Below are 17,319 nucleotides of genomic sequence, written 5' to 3' on the forward strand. Positions count from 1 at the left end.
ACCCGCACGCCGTTGTGCGGGACGGGCGAGCACCGACACTGCGATCCGAGGGGTTCCGATGGGCAACGACGCCGACCAGAGCAAGCGCAACAGGACAAGCCGACGCACGGGCAACGGCCCGGCAATGTCGGGCGGGACTTCCGATTCCGCCGTTCTTTCCCAGGACCCGTCGCTCCCACCCGTCGCCGTTCCCGACGACGAACGCGAAGCCGACGAGCGCCGGTGGACACCGCCGAAGATCATTCTGTGGGTGGCGATCGCGCTGCTCGGTGGACTGGCGTGGGTGATGCTCGCCATCGTGCGTGGCGAAACCGTCAACGCCATCTGGTTTGTCTTCGCCGCCGTGTGTACCTACCTCATCGCCTATCGCTTCTACTCCAAATTCATCGAACGGGTCATCACGAGGCCGGACGACCGGCGAGCAACGCCCGCCGAATACAAGGCCAACGGCAAGGACTACGTCCCGACCGACCGCCGTGTGCTCTTCGGCCACCACTTCGCCGCCATCGCCGGTGCCGGCCCGCTCGTCGGCCCGGTCCTCGCCGCGCAGATGGGGTACCTGCCCGGCACCCTGTGGATCATCGTCGGCGTCATCCTCGCCGGGGCCGTGCAGGACTACCTCGTCCTCTTCTTCTCCACCCGCCGCGGCGGCCGTTCGCTCGGCCAGATGGCGCGCGACCAGCTCGGCAGGGTCGGCGGCACCGCGGCGATCATCGCGACGCTCGTCATCATGGTCATCATTGTCGCTATCCTCGCGCTCGTCGTCGTCAACGCGCTCGGTGAGAGCCCGTGGGGTGTCTTCAGCGTCTCGATGACCATCCCGATCGCGCTCTTCATGGGCGTGTACCTGCGGTTCCTTCGACCGGGCAGGATCACCGAGGTCTCGATCATCGGCTTCGTCCTCCTGCTCGCCGCCATCATCGGCGGCGGCATGGTCGCCGACACCGCGTGGGGAGCAGCGGTCTTCACCCTCGACCGCACCACGATCGCGTGGGGCATCATCATCTACGGCTTCATCGCCGCGATCCTCCCCGTCTGGCTGCTGCTCGCGCCGCGCGACTACCTGTCGACGTTCATGAAGATCGGCACGATCCTCATGCTCGCCCTGGCCATCGTGATCGTTCGCCCCGAGATCACCGTCCCGGCGTTCAGCGAGTTCGCCAGCAACCCGGCCGGCGGTCCCGTCGTGCCCGGGTCCTTGTTCCCGTTCCTGTTCGTGACCATCGCGTGTGGCGCGCTGTCCGGGTTCCACGCGCTGATCGCATCCGGAACCACTCCGAAGCTCCTCGAGAAGGAGCGCCAGAGCCGGTTCATCGGTTACGGCGGGATGCTCATGGAGAGCTTCGTCGCCATCATGGCGCTCGTCGCGGCGATCTCGATCGACCGTGGACTCTACTTCGCCATGAACATCTCGGCGGCCAACACACTCGGCACCGTCGAGGGCGCTGTCGCCTACGTCAACTCGCTCGGGCTGACCGGAGTGAACCTCACGCCGGAACTGCTCGAGGAGACGGCGAGGAACGTGGGGGAGGAGAGCGTGGTCTCCCGCACCGGTGGAGCGCCGACCCTCGCCGTCGGGCTCGCGCACATCATGCAGCAACTCATCGGGGGCGTCGGACTGATGAGCTTCTGGTACCACTTCGCGATTATGTTCGAGGCGCTGTTCATCCTGACCGCCGTCGACGCAGGCACGCGGGTCGCGCGGTTCATGCTGCAGGATTCGATCGGCAACATCTTCCCGAAGTTCAAGGACGCGAGCTGGACGCTCGGAGCGTGGATCTGCACGGCCATCATGGTCGCTGCGTGGGGAGCGATTCTGATCATGGGGGTCACCGACCCGCTTGGCGGGATCAATACCCTGTTCCCGCTGTTCGGCATCGCGAACCAGTTGCTCGCCGCGATCGCCCTCGCCGTCTGCCTCGCCATCGTTGCCGACCGCGGTTACTTCAAATACCTCTGGGTCGTCGCGCTCCCGCTCGGCTTCGCCACCGTGGTCACCGTGACGGCGTCGCTGTTCAAGATATTCTCGCCGGTCCCTGCTGTCGGTTACTGGGCACAGAACGCGGCGTTCAGGGAAGCGCTCGCCGCCGGCGAGGAGACCTTCGGAACGGCGACGAGTCGGGAGGCGATGGAGGCTGTTGTGCGCAACACTGTCGTGCAGGGCACCCTCTCGATTTTGTTCGTGGTCCTCACGGTCATCGTCATCGCCATCGCGGTGTTCCGGACGGTGCGCGCGTTCCAGAACGGCGGAGGCGTCAACACCGAAGATCCGGCGATTCCGTCGAAGATCTTCGGGCCGTCAGGGTTGATCACGACCAAACCGGAGAAGCGCATCCAGAAGCTCTGGGATGCGTTGCCGGCCGCCGAGCGCCGAGAGAAGGCGAAGCACTGATGGCCGGCTCGCTGGTGGCCAGGGCTCCCGCGATGATGCGCGACGGCCTGGCATCGATCGCCCGATACGTCCGCGCCATCATGGGCGACAACGCATACGAGATGTACCTCGCACACCACCGGAGCGTTCACGGCGATGCCCCGCCCATGCCGGAGAAGCTGTTCTGGCGGGAGCGCGACGATGTCAGGGACCGCGAACCGCAGGGCCGCTGTTGCTGAGCAGTGCATTGAGCGGCGCACCGCTGTAACCCGGGGAGGTGTCGATCTGGATGTTGCGGCATCCACATCGACACCTGCCGCTGGGGCGGGTGCGCGCACCGCGATGACCTGCGACGTTGTAGGTTCTTAGCAGATAACGGTTCACGGGCGGCGTTCCGGGGGAGGGCGGGCTTCGATGGCCACAACACTGCACGACGTCGCGACCCTCGCCGGTGTGTCGATCAAGACCGTGTCCAACGTGGTCAACGACTATGAACACGTTCGTCCCGCTACCCGCGACAAGGTCCTCAAGGCCATCGCCGAGCTCGGCTACAAGCCGAACCTCTCCGCGCGCAGCCTTCGGTCAGGACGGACGGGCGTCATCGGTCTTGCCCTGCCTGAACTCAGCCTGAGCTATTTCGCGGAACTGGCGGATGCCGTGATCCGCGCTGCGGAACGGCGCCACCTGGTCGTCCTCATCGAACAGACGGCAGGCGGTGACCGCACCAGGGAGATCGAGATGCTCTCGAGCCCCCGGCTGCAGCTGACGGACGGCCTCATTTTCAGCCCGCTCGGCATGGGCCCGGAAGACCTCGCGTTGCTCGACGTGCCGTACCCGCTCGTGCTGCTCGGCGAGCGAATCTTCGACGGCCCCGCCGACCACGTCACCATGCGCAACGTTGAGGCGGCGAAGGCGGCGACGAAGCACCTGATCGACGCCGGCCGGTCGAGGATCGCCGTTCTCGGAGCACACGAGGGGGAGCTGGTGGGCTCAGCCTCGTTGAGGCTGCGGGGATATCGGGAAGCGCTCGCCGACGCAGGCATCGCGTTCGACGAGGGCCTCATCGGCTACGCGGGACTCTGGCATCGGCGCAACGGAGCGGAAGCGATGCGGGCGATGCTCGCGTCCGATGTTCGATTCGACGCGGTCTTCGGGCTCAACGACACGCTCGCCCTCGGGGCCATGAGGGTGCTCCAGGAGGCGGGACTCCGGGTTCCCGCCGATGTCGCCGTAATCGGATTCGACGACCTCGACGAGGCGAAATACTCGCTGCCGACGCTGTCGACCATCGACCCTGGCCGAGATGAGATCGCGGACACCGCCGTGCGGGTACTGGCCGAGCGCATCGATAACCGGCTGGGGCCGCACACTCCCCGGCGGTACCTGACCGACTTCCGGGTGATCCCACGGGAGTCAACCGCCGTGTAAGGGCTCCGCACCAGCCGGCTCCATGTGATTACCGCCGGCACTCTTGACCATCCGCTCACGCGCCGCCACTATGGTTAGTGCATTTACAACGTTGTATAGAAGGGCAGTCATCCCGTGACCACCGCACGAATTGCCATCGACCGAACAGCGGTCGTCGCGCCACTCAACCGCCGCATCTTCGGCTCGTTCGTCGAGCACCTCGGCCGGTGCGTGTACGACGGCATCTACGAACCGGGCCACCCGACAGCCAACGATGATGGCTTCCGCCTCGACGTGGTCGAACTGGTCAGGGAACTCGGTTCAAGCACCATCCGTTACCCAGGCGGCAACTTCGTTTCCGGCTACCGGTGGGAAGACGGGGTCGGCCCCAGGGACAACCGCCCGGTCCGCCGGGACCTCGCCTGGCACGCTCTCGAGTCCAATCAGGTCGGGACAGACGAGTTCGCCCGCTGGTGCAGGCTCACCGGCTCGGAACTGATGATGGCGGTGAACCTCGGCACCCGCGGAATCGAAGCCGCACTCGACCTGCTCGAGTACGCCAACCACCCGTCGGGCACAGCGCTCAGCGACCAGCGTGTGGCCAACGGATCGCCCGAGCCCCACAACATCCGTATGTGGTGTCTCGGGAACGAGATGGACGGCCCCTGGCAAACCGGCTACATGACCGCGGAAGACTACGGCAAGCTCGCCGCCCGGACCGCGCAGGCCATGAAGGCGGCGGACAAGGACCTCGAACTCGTGGTCTGCGGATCGAGCGGGTCGAGCATGCCGACCTTCGGCGACTGGGAGCGCACGGTTCTCGAGCACAGCTACGAGCACGTCGACTACATCTCCTGCCACGCGTATTACCAGGAGCGCAAGGGCGACCTCGGTTCGTTCCTCGCCTCGTCCCTCGAGATGCAGTACTTCATCGAAACCGTCGTCGCCACAGCCGACCATGTCGGCAACAAGCTGCGCAGCAAGAAGAAGATCAAGCTCTCCTTCGACGAGTGGAACATCTGGTACCTCGACGAGCACCAGGCGTCGGATGAGGTCAACGACGAGTGGCGTTATGCGCCGCGGCAACTGGAAGACGTGTACTCGGTTGCGGATGCCGTTGTGCTGGGAAACCTGCTGATCACGCTCCTGAAGAACCACGACCGCGTGGCATCCGCTTCTCTGGCCCAGCTGGTCAACGTGATCGCCCCGATCGTGACCGAGCCGGGTGGGGGCGCATGGCGCCAGACCACGTTCTTCCCGTTCTCCGTCACGTCGCGCCTCGCGAAGGGCGACGTCCTTCGTCCGCGGATCGACGTGGGAACGTACGACACCGAGGTGTATGGCGCCGCACCGCTCGTCGACGCCGTCGCAACCGCCGATGCCGAGTCGGGCACGAGTGCGCTGTTCCTCGTCAACCGGAGCCAGACGGAATCGATCACGGTGACCGTCGACCTCGCGTCGCTCGACGCCGCCACCATCTCCGAGGCGCTCACGCTCCACGACGATGACGTCTACGCGAAGAACACGATCGATGACCGGGAGCGGGTCGGGCTGCGGGAACTCGACGGTGCGGTGCTGGCTGACGGTGTTCTCACGGTAACGCTGCCGCCCGTGTCGTGGTCGGCGCTGGCTCTGGCCTGACCGACGTCGCGTTCGAGGGCTCCAGGCCCGGCATCTCTGCCGGATCTGGAGCCCTCGATTGGTACCAGCGGGTACCCGCCCCTGGGCGGGTTACCTGGTTGTCGTGTCGCGACCGTCGGTGTCGAGTTCGATCTCTTCCTTGCGAACGTTCTCGCTGACCTTCTGCTGTTCGGTGACGCGCTCCTTGTCGAGCTTCACGCGCTCGACCGGTACCGTCTCTTTCTCGACGACGACGCGTTCCTCGGTGAGCACGACCTCGTGCTCCTCCTCACTGATGTCAGGGCCGGAGAGGGCATCGGCCGCGTTCGCGTCCGTGATTGGCTCACGCTCGAGCCTTACCTCTTCGTGCGTGACCGGAACCGTGACGTTCTGCTCCTCGGTGACGACGTACTTGCGGAGTCGCGCTCGACCCGTCTGCACCTGCTCGGTCCCGACGTGGAGCTGCTCCTCTGACCTCGTCATCGCGGAGTCGGTGTTGGGGCCCGAGGTGTCGTGCCCGACCGTTGCATCAGTGGTCCGGGATTCGGTGTCGTTCGACTGCGCCGCGGGGCTGTAGTCCCGGCTGTAATAGGTGTACAGCTGCTGCTCTTCCTCGGGGCTGAACGCTCCCTCCGGTTCGATTCGCGGAGCATCCTTGACGAAGTCCTTGTCGTACGAGACGTGAACCTGTTCACCCGCGAACGTCGCGTCCTCGAGTGGAACGAAGGACTCCGATGTGCCGAACAATCCGGTGCTCACGCTCGCCCATTCCAGGTGACCGTCCTGCGGATCGACGTAGATTTGTCCGACTTTTCCGATCTTGTCCCCGTTGGGGTCGAGGACTGTTGCGCCGATCAGGCTGCCGGTTGCATTCGAATCAATCATTTTCGTTCTCATTTCCTCGTTGTCCTGCCCGGTGCCGGGCAGGGTTCTTCGCCTGGGCGAAGGCACGACAAACGTCCCCTGCGCACCTGTGCTGCACGCTGGAAAAAGATGGCGACCGACTGATCGCCTCGGGTCGAACGTGTCGTGGTCAGCAAGTATGCGACTGAGAATTACTCATGTCTCGGGCTTGACAGCCGAGAACCGGGCATCGACTATGTCGCTAGAGTTTCGGGCGCGCCCGTCGGCGTCGCTGTGTGGCTTACGCGGCGGGAGCAGCCGTTGTCGCTCGCCTGACCAGTGCGGTGGGGAGCCTGATGTGCATGTCGGCGGGTTGCTGGCCCTCCATGAGCGCGAGCAGGAGGCCGACGGCATCCTCGCCCAATTGCTGCATGGACTGGCGGATCGTCGTCAGCGGAGGTGAGAGCCTTGCCGCCTCGGGGATGTCGTCGAAGCCGACAACCGAGAGGTCGCCTGGCACAGTGAGACCGAGGCTTGCGGCCGTCTCGACAACCGCGATGGCGGACAGGTCGTTCGCCGCGAAGATCGCCGTCGGTCGGTCGGGACTGCCGAGGAGTGACGCTGTGCTTTCCTTTGCCGTGTCCTGCTGGTAAAGCCCGACCCGAACGAGGTCTTGCCGAAACGGGATGCCGGCCTCCTTGAGGCCCTGGCGGTAACCGGCCTCCCGGAGCCGCGACGACCGGAGGTCGGGTCGGCCGGCGACAAACCCCACCCGGCGGTGTCCCAGCTGGATCAGGTGCCTCGTTGCGAGCAGGGCGCCGCCGAAGTTGTCTGACTCGACGGTGGGCAGGTCAGCGGGACCGGCGTGTGGGTCGATCGCGACGATGGGGATGTCGGAGGATGCGCCGATAACCGTCGGCGTGACCATGATGGCACCGTCGATGAGCGTTCCGCTCAGCCGGGAGAGCGAACGACGCTCCCAGCCGGCGCTGTCGCGCTGTCGTGACCCGCTGTAGGCGAGCAGGTCAAGCTCGGAATCCTTGAGCGCGATGCTGACGCCCTTGAGGATTTCGGCGCTGAACGGCTCGAAATCCGCCACGAGTACCCCGATAACGCCGGTGCGCCGCGAGCGCATGCTGCTCGCGACGAGGCTCGACGCATACCCGAGCTTGTCCACCGCTTCCATCACCCTGCGGGAGGTGTCTACGGCGATTCCATATCGGCCGTTCACGGCCTTCGACACGGTTGCGACCGAGACGCCTGCCTCCCTGGCCACATCGTGGATGGTCGCTCGTCGAGTCATAGGGCAGACACTAGCACCCGTGGAAAAGGTTTTCGAAAACGTTTGACACCGGGCTTTCGACTTGGGAAACTTCGAGAGTTCGTTCGCTTCAGCTTGGGTGCGACCTGCATGATTTCCCTTTCGGATTCTGCCGGCATCCCGACACACATACTCAGGCGAGTGAGCTCCCGTCGCATCCACAGCAAAGGACCGCGGCAGCGAGAAAAGCCGGCACCCAGCCGGTAAAGCACCGACGGCGTCCATGGCGGACGTCGCTCAAAGAAGAGAACAGGTGAGAAATGAAGACACGTAAAGTCCTCGCCGGGTCCGCAGTCATGATGGCTGCCGCGCTCGCATTGAGTGCATGCGGAAACGCAGATGCCGGGTCAAGCGATGGATCCGTCGAAATGACTCTGTGGCAGAACTCGACAACGGGCCCTGGAAAAGAATTCTGGGACAAGACCGTTGCCGACTTCGAGAAGGAGAACGACGGCGTAAAGATCAAGATCCAGTCGATCCAGAACGAAGACCTCGACGGAAAGCTCCAGACGGCGCTCAACTCGGGTGACGCTCCTGATATCTTCCTGCAGCGCGGTGGCGGCAAGATGGCTGCCATGGTGGCTGCCGGACAGCTCATGGACCTGACAGACAAGCTGTCTGACACGGCACAGGAAGAGATCCCCGAGGGGTCATTCAAGGCCAACACGCTCGAAGACAAGATCTACGCAATGCCCGTCGCTGTCCTTCCCGGCGGTCTGTTCTACAGCCAGGACCTCTTCACTGCAGCGGGCATCACCGAGACGCCGACGACCATCGAAGACCTCGAGGTCGCCGCAACCAAGCTCAAGGAAAGCGGCGTTCAGCCGATCGCCCTCGGTGCCAAGGACGCATGGCCTGCAGCGCACTGGTACTACCACTTCGCACTCCGCGCCTGCTCGCCCGAGACCCTGGCCAAGGCTGCAGACGAGAAGGACTTCACGGCATCCTGCTGGGAAGACGCAGCTCAGGAGCTCGCTGACTTCGCCGGAACCGAACCGTTCAACGACGGCTTCCTCACCACCTCCGCCCAGCAGGGCGCTGGCAGCTCAGCTGGACTCCTCGCCAACCACCAGGCCGGCATGGAGCTCATGGGCGCATGGAACCCCGGAGTGATCGCTTCGCTCACCCCCGACGAGAAGCCGCTTGCCGACCTCGCCTGGTTCCCGTTCCCCGAGGTTTCGGGTGGAGAGGGCGAGCCCGGCTCGGTCCTCGGTGGTGTTGACGGTTACTCGTGTGGTGCTGACGCGCCAGCCGAGTGTGTTGACTTCCTCAACTACCTCGCCACGGCTGACGTGCAGAAGGAGTACTACGCGGCATTCAACGCTCCTCCGGTCAACACCGTTGCCCAGGAAGCTGTTACCGAGCCGTACCTGAAGCAGATCCTCGAAACGTACAACGCAGCACCGTACGTCTCGCAGTGGCTCGACACCGTCTACGGACTCAACATCGGTAACGCGCTGAACGTGGCCGTTGTCGACCTGCTCGCCGGCAAGACCGACGCCAAGGGCCTCGTCTCGGCCGTCAACGACGCAGCCAAGAAGGGCTAGGTTCGCCGCATTATGACCACTCGCACCCAATCACCCTCAGAACTTCGGGTGACCGCGGGTGACGGTCGAACCGGGGGCGACGTCACGTCGCTCCCGGTTCGCCGGCGGAAGATGAGCTGGGCGACCCGCATTGAGATCGCCCTTCTCGTCGGACCGGCCCTGATCGTCTTCCTCGCTTTTGTTATTTTCCCCGTCGTCATGGCCGCGTACTACGGCTTCTTCCGCTGGCAGGGCTACGGACCAGCGACAGACTTCGTCGGGTTCCAGAACTACATCACGATCCTTCAGGACCCGACGTTCATCGACGCGGTCCGCCACAACGGCATCATCGTCGTCCTCTCGCTCGTCCTTCAGGGGCCAGCTGCGATCTTCCTGGCTCTGCTGCTCAACCGGAAGATGCGCGGCCAGTCGATCATTCGCGTCCTGATCTTCGTTCCATACGTGATCTCCGAGGTTGTCGTCGGAACCGGCTGGAGCCTGATGCTCCAGACAAACGGAGCCGTCAACGGAATGCTCGAGAAGCTCGGCCTCGGATTCCTCCAGCAGGACTGGCTCTCGAATCCCGACATCGCCATGTGGACCCTGATGCTCATCATCACCTGGAAGTACATCGGCTTCGCCGTCATCCTCTTCCTCGCCGGTCTCCAGGGAATCCCCGACGAACTCACCGAGGCTGCGCAGATCGACGGAGCGTCCTTCTGGCAGATCCAGCGCCAGATCACCCTTCCGCTGCTCGGCCCGACACTTCGTATCTGGGCCTTCCTCTCGATCATCGGTTCTCTCCAGCTGTTCGACCTCGTCTACATCATCTGGGGCCAGTACATCGCGTCCACAGCGGGAACCTCGACCATGGCGACGTACATGGTCGCGAATGGCCGGACCTCCGGCAACTTCGGTTACGGAAACGCCGTCGCCGTCGTCCTGTTCCTGATCTCACTCGCCGTTGCCCTCATTTACCAGCGTTTCGTGCTGCGGCGCGACACTGACGGTGCCCTCACCGAAAAGAGCAGCAAATGACCACGACAACAGCTGTAGCGCCCCGTCCTCTCCTCTCGAAGCTGAAGCCGAAGCTGCCGTGGGGAAACCCCGGTATTTACGTCCTCGCCGCCGTTGTCATCGTCCTCCTGCTGGCGCCGGTCGCGTACATCATCCTCGGTGGTTTCCGCACCAACGCGCAGATCTCGACGGATCCGTCCGGCTTCCCCGCGCCGTGGAACATCGGCAACTACATCGACGTGCTCGTCGGGTCGGTCTTCTGGCGCCAGGTGCTGAACTCCACGATCGCCGCCGGTGCCACCACCATCGGTGTCGTGGCTCTCGGCCTGATGGCGAGCTACGTCATCGCCCGGTACAAGTTCAACGCGAGGGGCATCCTGTACTCGCTGTTCGCTGCCGGACTGATGTTCCCGATGACAGTCGCGATCACACCGCTGTACCTCGTGATCAAGAACCTCGGCCTGATGAACAACCTCGGTGGCATCATCCTGCCCCAGATCGCGTTCGCCCTGCCGACAACGATCATCATCCTCGTGCCGTTCCTCCGGGCCATCCCCGATGAGATCGAAGAAGCGGCATTCATCGACGGATGCTCGAGGATCGGATTCTTCTGGCGCATGGTTGTGCCGCTCGCCGTCCCCGGCGTGATCACGACAGGCATCCTCGCCTTCATCGGCAGCTGGAACGGCTACATCCTGCCGCTGTTCATCCTCAACAACGAAGCATCGTTCACCCTGCCGCTCGGAGTCCAGTCGTTCGCCTCGCAGTATTCGGTGGACACGGCGAAGGTGCTCGCGTTCACGTCGCTGTCGATGATCCCCGCGCTCATCTTCTTCAGCCTCTTCGAGCGTCGCATCGTCGGAGGGTTGACCGGCGCCGTCAAGGGATGATCGACTGTTCGAATCCCACGCCGCACGACCCGCTCGCCCCAGGAAATACAGAAGAGAGACAGTAATGGAGTATTCGGGCGTGCCTGAAACATCGAAGCGCGTGCGCGAGCTGCACGCCCGGATGACACTGGAAGAGAAGCTTGCCCAGCTGGTCGGCTACTGGGTCGACCAGGGCGACGACATCGTTGCACCGATGCAGGGCGAGATGGCGAGTACCGGTAAGTACTCGGATGCCACGACGCACGGCCTCGGACACCTGACCCGCGTGTACGGAACCCGACCGGTCGAACCGACCGAGCGAGCGGCATGGCTGTGGGCAGAGCAGCGGCGGTTGCGCGAGGAGACCAGGCTCGGAATCCCCGCCCTCGTTCACGAGGAATGCCTCACCGGCCTCGCCGCGTGGCAGGCGGCAACCTTCCCGACGCCACTGGCGTGGGGCGCCGCATTCGACCCTGACCTGGTCGAGGAGATGGGCGCGCTCATCGGACAGTCGATGCGGGAGCTCGGCATCCACCAGGGGCTCGCCCCCGTCCTCGACGTCATCCGGGATGCCCGGTGGGGGCGCGTTGACGAGTGCATCGCCGAAGACCCGTACGTTGTCGGCACCATAGCGACGGCGTACGTGCGCGGCCTGCAGTCTGAGGGCGTGCATGCGACGCTCAAGCACTTCGTCGGCTACTCGGCGTCGCAGAGCGGGCGCAACCACGCACCGGTGCACGCCGGACCGCGCGAGATCGCCGACGTCCTGCTTCCCCCATTCGAGATGGCCGTGCTCGACGGCGGGGTCCGTTCCGTCATGAACTCATACGCAGAGATCGACGGCGTCCCCGTCGCGGCTGACGAGACATACCTCACCGACGTGCTTCGCGGGCAGTGGGGCTTCGACGGCGTTGTCGTCTCCGACTACTTCTCCGTTGCCTTCCTCCAGGTGATGCACGCCGTTGCCGAAGACCTCGGTCACGCGGCAGAGATCGCCCTGAAGGCCGGAATCGACATCGAACTTCCGACGGGAGACGCCTTCCTCGAGCCGCTGGCCGAGCGCATCAGGAGCGGCGTGACCGACGTCGCAATCGTGGACCGTGCTGTGCTGCGTCTGCTGTCGCAGAAGGAAGAGCTCGGGCTTCTCGACGAGACCTTCGACTCGCCCCCCGAGTTCATCGACCTCGACTCGCCGGCGCACCGCGACGTTGCGAGGAGGCTTGCCGAGGAATCGGTGGTTCTGCTCACCAACGACGGAACGCTGCCCCTCGGCAGCGGAGCCGACGCGCCGAAGCGCATCGCCCTCATCGGGCCGAATGCCGCGTCGTCGGAAGCTCTCATGGGGTGCTACTCCTTTGCCAACCACGTCCTCGCACACCACCCCGAGGTTCCCCTCGGGTTCGAGATCCCCACCTTCGCCGAGGCACTCGGCGTCGAGCTGGACGCGAGCGACATCGTCCTGGCTCGCGGCTGCGACGTCGAAGGCACAGACACGTCGGCGATCGACGAGGCCGTTGACGCCGCTCGCAATGCCGAGCTCGCCGTGATCGTTGCCGGCGACCGCGCCGGCCTGTTTGGTCGGGGAACCGTCGGTGAAGGCAATGACGTGGAGAGCCTCGAACTCCCCGGCGTGCAGCGCGAGCTGATCGAGCGCGTGGTCGCGACGGGAACCCCCGTGGTTCTCGTGCTTCTCACCGGTCGCCCGTACGCGATCGACTGGGCGGTGAGCGGAGAGACTGCTCCACGTGCCGTTGTGCAGGCGTTCTTCCCCGGAGAAGAGGGTGCCGGCGCCATTGCCGGCGTGCTCAGCGGGCGTGTCGTGCCCTCCGGCCGGTTGCCCGTCTCTCTTCCGCGGTCTGCCGGAGCGCAGCCGCACTCGTACCTGCACCCGATTCTGGGTGGCCCGTCGGAGATCACGAGCGCATCGAGCGCACCGGTGCTGCCCTTCGGCCACGGACTGTCGTACACCTCGTTCGAACGCACCGAGCTCACCCTTGGTGCGTCGACCGTCGACGCCGGCGATACCTTCACCGCTCGCGTCGTCGTTCAGAACACGGGCGACGTCGAGGGCGCGGATGTCGTACAGCTCTATGCGCGCGATGTGCATGGGAGCGTCACCCGGCCGGTTGCACAGCTGCTCGGCTACTCCAGGGTCACCCTCAAGCCGGGAGAAGCGGTCAGTGTCGAGTTCGAGGTGCCGACGACACGGCTGGCTTTCTCTGACGCGAAGATGCAGCGGATCGTCGAACCGGGAACCATCGAACTCTGGGTCGGGCCGTCGTGCGACACGCGCGAAACCGAGGCTCGACTGGAGATCACCGGCGACAAGGCGCTCGTGACGACGGCATCCCCTCGCTACGTCCAGGTTGAGGTCGCAGCCCTGGCCCTCGCCGGCACTGTCAACTGACCTGCTTTCCCACCCGCGCCCGGCGATGCACAGCGCGGGTGGGAAAGTCAACGGTCGGGGGCTCCGCGCGCAATCGCGTCGTGCAGGGCATGATTAACCAATGTCAGAGATCAATGCAGACCCGGCCGCGAAACGCGTAACCAACCGGTGGCCATACATATCGGGTGGAATCGCCCTGGCCCTCGGCGTCGTGCTCGCGTTCCTCATCGCTCAGCGCGGCAACACGCTGCCGTTCGAGCTTGACTCCGAGTGGAGCGAGGAAGTGTTCGAGGATCGACTGCCGTTCCTCGAGTGGCTGTCGTACGGCATGAACTGGATCGGCGGCGGGATCTTCGGAACCTACATCCTCCCGATACTCATCGTGATCGCGTTGCTGCTCATCAAGCGTCCGTGGGCATCGCTGTTCTTTGCCGTCGCGTCGCTCGTCAGCGTCGGCGTCGCCCAGCTGCTCAAGAGCCTCGTCGGTCGCGCACGACCCGAGGAGATGCTCGTGACGAGCGACTTCGGCTCGTTCCCCTCCGGGCACGTGGCGAACGCCGCGACGATGGCCGTCGCGCTCGGGATCATCTTCCCGCGGGTCTGGGTCTGGGCCGCCGGCACCATCTGGGTGGCGCTCATGATGTTCTCCAGAACCTACCTCGGTGTGCACTGGCTCACCGACACCATCGGTGGCGCGCTTCTCGGCGCTGGCGTTGTGCTGATTCTCTGGGCGCCGTTCGCGTCGCGGATCTCCGGTGAACCGAGAGACAAGAAGTCGGCGGCGGTGCCGGACCGCAAGGAATCCGTTCTGTGACCGAGGCCGCCGGCCAGGCGAAAACGGCGGCGGATGTCGCCGGCGCTCTCGTTCGGCCGGCGTCAGGGCTCGATGACTACGCGGCGATTGCCACCCTCTTCGACGAGACGTGGGGGCGCGGCACCGGTCCCGGTCCTTCCTATATTCAGGCCGTCGCCCACGCGGGCAACACGGTCCTGGTCGCCACTCGTGACGGAGAGGCAATCGGTGCGCTTCTCGGCGTGCTGGGCTGGGACGACGGGCTGCACGTGCACTCGCACGTCACAGCGGTGCGGCCATCGGCACGTGGGGGAGTGGGCTTCGCCCTCAAGCTGGCGCAGCGGGCGCTTGCGCTCGAGCACGGGGTCACCGAAGTGCGTTGGACGTACGACCCGCTCATCCGCCGCAACGCGCACTTCAACCTCGAGAAGCTCGGGGCGACGGTGCCGGCATACCGCCCCGATTTTTACGGCGTGCTCGATGATGCGATCTCCGGGACAGACTCGACCGACCGCTTCGAGGTGAGCTGGCAGCTCGATTCCCTCCCCGTCGCCCAGATCATTGACCGGGTTCTCTCCGGCGCCCCTGGGTCGCAACCCGCCCTCGCTGCCGCTGCAACCGGCATCCGCCTGGAACTGCACCCCGATTATGAGGCGCTTCGACGGAGCGATCCGGATGCCGCGGCAGAGCTGCGGGCCGCCTCCCGCGCGGTCTTCGAGCCGGCGTTCGCCGAGGGACTCACCGTGACGTTCGAGGACGGCGGTTACATTTTTACGCCACCGACCGAGGCTCAGCGCACACCGGGGTCCTGAGCCTCGGAGCCGGTGGCGGAGCGGCGCGCTTGCGCAACCCCTGTGGCGCTGACAGCCGCGCGGGTAGTGTCGGGGCTGAATCGAAGGAGATCACCTATGGAATTTCGCACTCTCGGCCGATCCGGCGCTGTCGTCTCGGCGCAGGCTCTCGGCACCATGACGTTCGGCGCAGAAGCAGACGAGGAAACCTCTGGAGAGATCCTCACCGCGTTCACCGAGGGCGGTGGCACGTTTGTGGACACGGCCGACGTCTACTCCGCTGGCGTCTCGGAAGAGATCATCGGGCGCTGGCTCGGCACGCACCCCACCGAGGCGGCGCAGATCGTGCTGGCGACCAAGGGGCGATTCCCGATGGGCGACGGGCCCAATGATGTCGGCCTCTCCCGCCGTCACCTGCGCGCGGCACTCGAAGCGTCACTGACGCGGCTGCAGGTCGAGCACATCGACCTCTACCAGATGCACGCGTGGGATGCCCTGACGCCGATCGAGGAGACGCTGCGTTTTCTCGACGATGCGGTGACTGCAGGCAAGATCTCCTACTACGGCTTCTCGAACTACCTCGGCTGGCAGCTGACCAAAGCGGTGCGCGTGGCATCCGCATCGGGCTTCACGGCACCGGTCACCCTCCAGCCGCAATACAACCTGCTCGTGCGCGACATCGAACACGAGGTGGTGCCGGCCTCCCTCGATGCGGGGATCGGACTGCTGCCGTGGTCGCCCCTCGCCGGTGGCTGGCTGAGCGGAAAGTACGAGCGCGATGTGCCGCCCACCGGGGCGACGAGGCTGGGCGAAAACCCGGAGCGCGGAATGGAGGCCTGGGAGGCGCGGAACGCGAGTGAGCGCACCTGGCGGGTCCTCGATGCGGTGGCCGCCATCGCCGAGGCGCACTCCGTGAGTGCGTCACAGGTGTCCCTCGCCTGGCTCGGGGCGCAGCCTGCCGTGACCTCGGTCATCCTCGGTGCACGCACCGTCAAGCAGCTGAACGACAACATGGCAGCGGTTGACCTCGAACTGAGCGCTGATGAACTTGGCCGGCTGACGGATGCCAGTGCGCCGGAGATGGACGACTACCCATACGGCACGGCCGGTGTGAAGCAGAGGAACCGGCCGGTCGACGGCGGTCGATAGCGCCTCGCGCGGGCGCGCCAGCGGTAGTCTCGGCGAATGAAGGTCAGGTCGATCACCCTCCACCGCGTCGGGATGCCGCTCGTGCGCCCGTTCGAAACCAGCTTCGGCCGCGAGAGCGCACGTGACGTGTTGCTCGTTCGCCTCGAAACAGACACCGGCGACGGCTGGGGCGAGTGCGTCGCCGGCTCGACTCCCGGCTACAGCTCCGAGTACGTGGACGGGTGCGCGCACGTGATCGAACATCACCTCGCTCCGCGGCTGTTTGCCGCGGATGATGTGGTCGCCAGCGACCTCGGGCGGTTGTTGTCCGGGGTCGTGGGCCACCGCATGGCCAAGGCGGCGCTCGAGGCAGCCGTCCTCGATGCTGAGCTACGCGCATCCGGGGTCAGCTTCGCGAGCTATCTCGGTGCGGTTCGGTCGGAGGTTGATTGCGGTGTCTCCGTCGGGATCAGTACCTCGATCGATGCGCTTCTCGACGAGGTGCAGGGCTACGTCGATGCCGGGTACCTGCGGATCAAACTCAAAATCAAGCCGGGCTGGGATCTCGATCCCGTGCGCCGTGTTCGTGAACTGATCGGTGCGGATGCCGCGCTGCAGGTCGACGCCAACACGGCATACGTACGGGGCGACATCCCGCACTTGAAGCAGCTCGATGCGTCGAACCTGCTCCTCATCGAGCAGCCATTCGACGAGGAGGACATCGCCTCGCACGTTGCTCTGGCCGGGGCGATTGAGACCCCGGTCTGCCTTGACGAGTCACTCGTCTCTGTCGGTGTGACCATCGACGCGATCGAGCGCGGGGCGACGTCGGTGGTCAACATCAAACCGGGGCGCGTCGGTGGCTACCTCCCGGCCGTCGCCATCCACGACGCGTGCGTCGAACGCGGCGTACCGGTGTGGTGTGGCGGGATGCTCGAGACCGGCATCGGTCGGGCGGTGAACGTCGCGCTCGCTGCGCTTCCCGGCTTCACGCTGCCCGGTGACACCAGCGCATCCGACCGTTATTACCGCGAAGACCTCACCGAGCCCTTCGTGCTGTCGAACGGGCGGCTCGCGGTGCCGACCGGGCCAGGGTCGGGAGTGACAGTGCGCACCGACCTCGTTCGCGAACTGGCGCTCATGCCCCCACGGGTGGTCACCCGGTAAGGTCACTGCGCCGTCGGTTGACACCGGTTGCCGCCACGCAGCACAAGGTTGCCTTTTGTGCAAACTTGCACTGTCTGCAA

General features: G+C 65.2%; 14 protein-coding genes. 12 read left to right on the plus strand and 2 right to left on the minus strand.

What is annotated here, in order from left to right:
* Nucleotides 1–124 precede the first annotated feature (124 nt).
* The 4 genes from C3E77_RS02435 (at nt 125) to arfA (ending at nt 5,419) form a co-directional block, all read left to right on the plus strand.
* Nucleotides 125–2,392, plus strand: coding sequence for a carbon starvation CstA family protein (locus C3E77_RS02435; protein ID WP_108392960.1), 2,268 nt, complete (start codon nt 125–127; stop codon nt 2,390–2,392).
* Nucleotides 2,392–2,610 (plus strand): YbdD/YjiX family protein, encoded by a 219-nt coding sequence (locus C3E77_RS02440; protein WP_234031261.1) that lies wholly within the window; start codon nt 2,392–2,394, stop codon nt 2,608–2,610. Before C3E77_RS02435 ends, C3E77_RS02440 begins: the two co-directional genes overlap by 1 nt.
* A gap of 175 nt (nt 2,611–2,785) precedes the next feature.
* Nucleotides 2,786–3,799, plus strand: a complete 1,014-nt coding sequence (locus C3E77_RS02445; RefSeq protein ID WP_108390182.1) for a LacI family DNA-binding transcriptional regulator — start codon at nt 2,786–2,788, stop codon at nt 3,797–3,799.
* Nucleotides 3,800–3,913: 114 nt separating this feature from the next.
* Nucleotides 3,914–5,419, plus strand: coding sequence for an arabinosylfuranosidase ArfA (arfA, locus tag C3E77_RS02450; protein ID WP_108390183.1), 1,506 nt, complete (start codon nt 3,914–3,916; stop codon nt 5,417–5,419).
* A 90-nt stretch (nt 5,420–5,509) separates the two neighbouring features.
* Here arfA and C3E77_RS02455 read toward each other — a convergent pair whose 3' ends face one another.
* Nucleotides 5,510–6,283 carry a DUF2382 domain-containing protein gene (locus C3E77_RS02455; protein ID WP_108390184.1) on the minus strand — a complete coding sequence of 258 codons (774 nt, stop codon included), beginning with the start codon at nt 6,281–6,283 and terminating at the stop codon, nt 5,510–5,512.
* 259 nt (nt 6,284–6,542) lie between these two features.
* A complete protein-coding gene (locus C3E77_RS02460) occupies nt 6,543–7,544 on the minus strand; it encodes a LacI family DNA-binding transcriptional regulator (protein WP_108390185.1) in 1,002 nt (333 codons plus the stop codon).
* A 278-nt stretch (nt 7,545–7,822) separates the two neighbouring features.
* Between C3E77_RS02460 and C3E77_RS02465 the strand changes: the two genes are divergently transcribed.
* The 8 genes from C3E77_RS02465 to menC all read left to right on the plus strand — a co-directional run bounded on the left by C3E77_RS02465 (nt 7,823) and on the right by menC (nt 17,239).
* Complete coding sequence (locus C3E77_RS02465; protein WP_108390186.1) at nt 7,823–9,109, plus strand: ABC transporter substrate-binding protein; 1,287 nt, start codon at nt 7,823–7,825, stop codon at nt 9,107–9,109.
* A gap of 12 nt (nt 9,110–9,121) precedes the next feature.
* Complete coding sequence (locus C3E77_RS02470; protein WP_108390187.1) at nt 9,122–10,126, plus strand: carbohydrate ABC transporter permease; 1,005 nt, start codon at nt 9,122–9,124, stop codon at nt 10,124–10,126.
* Nucleotides 10,123–10,995 (plus strand): carbohydrate ABC transporter permease, encoded by an 873-nt coding sequence (locus C3E77_RS02475; protein ID WP_108390188.1) that lies wholly within the window; start codon nt 10,123–10,125, stop codon nt 10,993–10,995. The genes C3E77_RS02470 and C3E77_RS02475 overlap by 4 nt, the downstream gene beginning before the upstream one ends.
* A 64-nt stretch (nt 10,996–11,059) precedes the next feature.
* Complete coding sequence (locus tag C3E77_RS02480; RefSeq protein WP_108390189.1) at nt 11,060–13,381, plus strand: beta-xylosidase/alpha-l-arabinosidase; 2,322 nt, start codon at nt 11,060–11,062, stop codon at nt 13,379–13,381.
* A gap of 100 nt (nt 13,382–13,481) precedes the next feature.
* Nucleotides 13,482–14,174 carry a phosphatase PAP2 family protein gene (locus C3E77_RS02485; protein ID WP_108390190.1) on the plus strand — a complete coding sequence of 231 codons (693 nt, stop codon included), beginning with the start codon at nt 13,482–13,484 and terminating at the stop codon, nt 14,172–14,174.
* Nucleotides 14,171–14,965: a GNAT family N-acetyltransferase gene (locus C3E77_RS02490; protein WP_108390191.1), complete on the plus strand. Its 795-nt coding sequence runs from the start codon at nt 14,171–14,173 to the stop codon at nt 14,963–14,965. Before C3E77_RS02485 ends, C3E77_RS02490 begins: the two co-directional genes overlap by 4 nt.
* A gap of 96 nt (nt 14,966–15,061) precedes the next feature.
* Nucleotides 15,062–16,093 (plus strand): aldo/keto reductase, encoded by a 1,032-nt coding sequence (locus C3E77_RS02495; RefSeq protein ID WP_108390192.1) that lies wholly within the window; start codon nt 15,062–15,064, stop codon nt 16,091–16,093.
* 36 nt (nt 16,094–16,129) lie between these two features.
* A complete protein-coding gene (menC, locus tag C3E77_RS02500) occupies nt 16,130–17,239 on the plus strand; it encodes an o-succinylbenzoate synthase (RefSeq protein WP_108390193.1) in 1,110 nt (369 codons plus the stop codon).
* Nucleotides 17,240–17,319 lie beyond the last annotated feature (80 nt).

The organism is Mycetocola zhujimingii (assembly GCF_003065425.1).
Classification (GTDB): Bacteria; Actinomycetota; Actinomycetes; order Actinomycetales; family Microbacteriaceae; genus Mycetocola_A; species Mycetocola_A zhujimingii.